Genomic DNA, 2,556 nt, shown 5'->3' on the forward strand with positions numbered 1-2,556 from the left:
CCCGATGGGAGAGGGGAATCAGGCAACCCTGCGCGACCTCGCGCTCGACGCCATCGCGCGCACCAAATGGGTCCCCGCGCGCGCCGAGAACCGCATCCGTTCGATGGTGGAGCAGCGACCCGACTGGGTCATCAGCCGGCAGCGGGCATGGGGCGTGCCGATCGCCTTGTACGTCCATCGCGCGACCGGCCAGTATCTGAACGATCCCGCGGTCAATGCGCGGATCGTCGACGCCTTCCGCGCGGGCGGGGCGGATGCGTGGTTCACCGCGGATCATGCGACGCTTCTGGGCGAGCGCTACGATCCGGCCGATTACGTGCCGCAGCAGGACATCCTGGACGTCTGGTTCGACAGCGGCTCGACGCATGCGTTCGTGATCGAGGCGCGCTACGGCGAAGGCGTGCGCGCGAACCTGTATGTCGAGGGGTCTGACCAGCATCGCGGCTGGTTCCAGTCCTCGCTGCTGGAAAGCTGCGGCACGCGCGGGCGCGCGCCGTACGATGCGGTCCTGACCCACGGCTTCGCGCTGGACGACAAGGGGCGCAAGATGTCCAAGTCGCTGGGCAACGTCGTCGATCCGCTGAAGATCATGGAAAGCAGCGGGGCGGACATCCTGCGCCTGTGGGCGGTGTCGACCGACTATTTCGAGGACGTGAAGATCGGCAAGGAAGTCCTTGCTACCGCGTCGGATTCCTATCGCAAACTGCGCAACACCTTCCGCTATTTGCTCGGCGCGCTCGACGGGTTCGATGACGGGGACCGGGTCGCGGTGGCGGACATGCCCGAGTTGGAGCGGTACATGCTCCACCTGCTGCGCGCGCTGGACCGCGACCTGCGCGCCGCGGCGGAGGCGTTCGAGTTCAACCGCTACGCGCGCCTGCTGACCGATTTCTGCAACGAGGATCTGTCCGCGTTCTTCTTCGATGTCCGCAAGGACTCGCTGTACTGCGACGCGCCGGCGGATCTGACGCGACGGGCGTATCGGACCATGCTGGACGTGCTGTTCCATGCGCTGGTCCGCTATGCCGCGCCGGTGCTGGTCTTCACCGCGGAGGAGGTATGGCAGACGCGCTTCCCCGACGACGACGCGTCGGTCCACCTGCTCGAATGGCCGGACCTGCCGGACGAAACCGGCGAGGACGTGTCGCAACGCTGGCTGGAGGTCCGCCGCCTGCGCGAGCGGGTCAGCGCCGCGATCGAGCCGTTGCGGCGCGAGAAGGTCGTGCGGTCCAGCCTGGAGGCCGAGGTGACCGTGCCCGACCTGCCGCTGACCGCCGATGCGCTGGCGGAGGCGTTCATCGTCGCGAAGGTGTCGACCGGTGGCGAGATCGACGTGGTGCGCACCGATTACGCCAAATGCGGTCGCTGCTGGCGCCACCTGCCCGAGGTCGTCGCGGACGGCGCGTTGTGCGATCGGTGCGCGAAGGTGGTTTCGTGACGGCGGCGCGGCAGGGATTCGCGATCGCGGCGGCGGTGTTCGCCGTCGACCAACTGACGAAATGGCTGGTGATCGGGCCGCTCGGGATCGCGCAGTTCGGCGACTATCGGACGCTGCTACCGATCTTCGACCTGCGGTTCGTGCAGAATACGGGCGTGTCGCTGGGGCTGCTCCGGTCGGATTCCGGCTGGATGCAATCGGCGCTCGATACCGTCACGTCGTGCACGCGGGAGGATTTCGCGTGCCGCGCCAACGTGGTGCGCTGGATATTGGTCGCGTTTACCGGCGCGATCGCGGCGGGCGTGGCGGTGTGGATGACGCGCGAGCCCAAGGCGGCGGATCGCGCGGCGCTCGGCCTCGTGCTCGGCGGCGCGATCGGGAATATCGTCGACCGGATGCGGTTCGGCTATGTCGTCGATTTCGCGGACCTGCACTTCGGCGAATGGCGGCCGTTCCTTGTGTTCAACGTCGCGGATGCCGCGATCACGATCGGCGTGCTGATTCTGCTGGCACGCGCGCTCCTGATCCGCGAGAAGCCCGCCGATGGTTCGGAGAATGTCCATGCGTAAGTTCGTCGTCGTCGCCGCAATCGCCGGTGCCGTGCTGGTATCGGGGTGCGGCAAGAGCGGGTTCGACCGCGCGCGTCCCGACGAATTCGCGGTGGCGCGGCAGGCGCCGCTGGTGATCCCGCCCGATTTCGCGCTGGTCCCGCCGCAGCCCGGCGCCGCACGGACGCAGGGCGCCAATCCGCAGGCGCTGGCGCTCGACGCCCTGTTCGGCACCGCACCGCGCAGCGCGAGCGAAACCGCGGTCGTCGATCAGGCCGGCGGCGCGGGCGCGGTGGCGCCCGGCATCCGTTCCGCGGTCGGCGATCCGCAGACGAACGTGGTGGAGAAGGGCCAGACGACGCGCGACATCGTCGCGGCGCCGGAGGGCGACGGGCAGGGCGCGCGCGCCGTGGCCGGGGCGGGGACACCGGCTGCTACGCCGACGCCTGCTGCTACGCCGACTCCGTAATCAATAGAGGGCTCCGGCCTCACCCTTCCGGCGCTTCTCGCCTCCCTCCCTCTCCCAGCGGGAGAGGGAAGGGGCCCGCCCGGCGGAGCCGGGTGGGAAGG

3 protein-coding genes are annotated in these 2,556 nt (G+C 69.1%); all 3 read left to right on the forward strand.

Features of this window, described 5'->3' with window-relative positions:
- Positions 1 to 1,438: class I tRNA ligase family protein (locus ASG29_RS17535; protein ID WP_235532862.1), on the forward strand; the 1,438-nt coding region annotated here is incomplete at its 5' end.
- Entirely contained in the window at positions 1,435 to 2,007 is a 573-nt protein-coding gene (gene lspA, locus ASG29_RS10175; RefSeq protein WP_055983398.1) for a signal peptidase II, read from the forward strand. The genes ASG29_RS17535 and lspA, both read left to right, overlap by 4 nt.
- Positions 2,000 to 2,455, forward strand: coding sequence for a DUF3035 domain-containing protein (locus ASG29_RS10180; protein WP_055983400.1), 456 nt, complete (start codon positions 2,000 to 2,002; stop codon positions 2,453 to 2,455). The genes lspA and ASG29_RS10180 overlap by 8 nt, the downstream gene beginning before the upstream one ends.
- Positions 2,456 to 2,556: the final 101 nt, after the last annotated feature.

Origin of the sequence: Sphingomonas sp. Leaf412 (genome assembly GCF_001425405.1) — a bacterium.
Lineage (GTDB): Bacteria > Pseudomonadota > Alphaproteobacteria > Sphingomonadales > Sphingomonadaceae > Sphingomonas.

Coding starts and splice junctions, on each gene's coding strand:
- ASG29_RS10180 (WP_055983400.1), top strand. CDS start 2,000: ATGCGTAAGTTCGTCGTCGTCGCCGCAATCGCCGGTGCCGTGCTGGTA.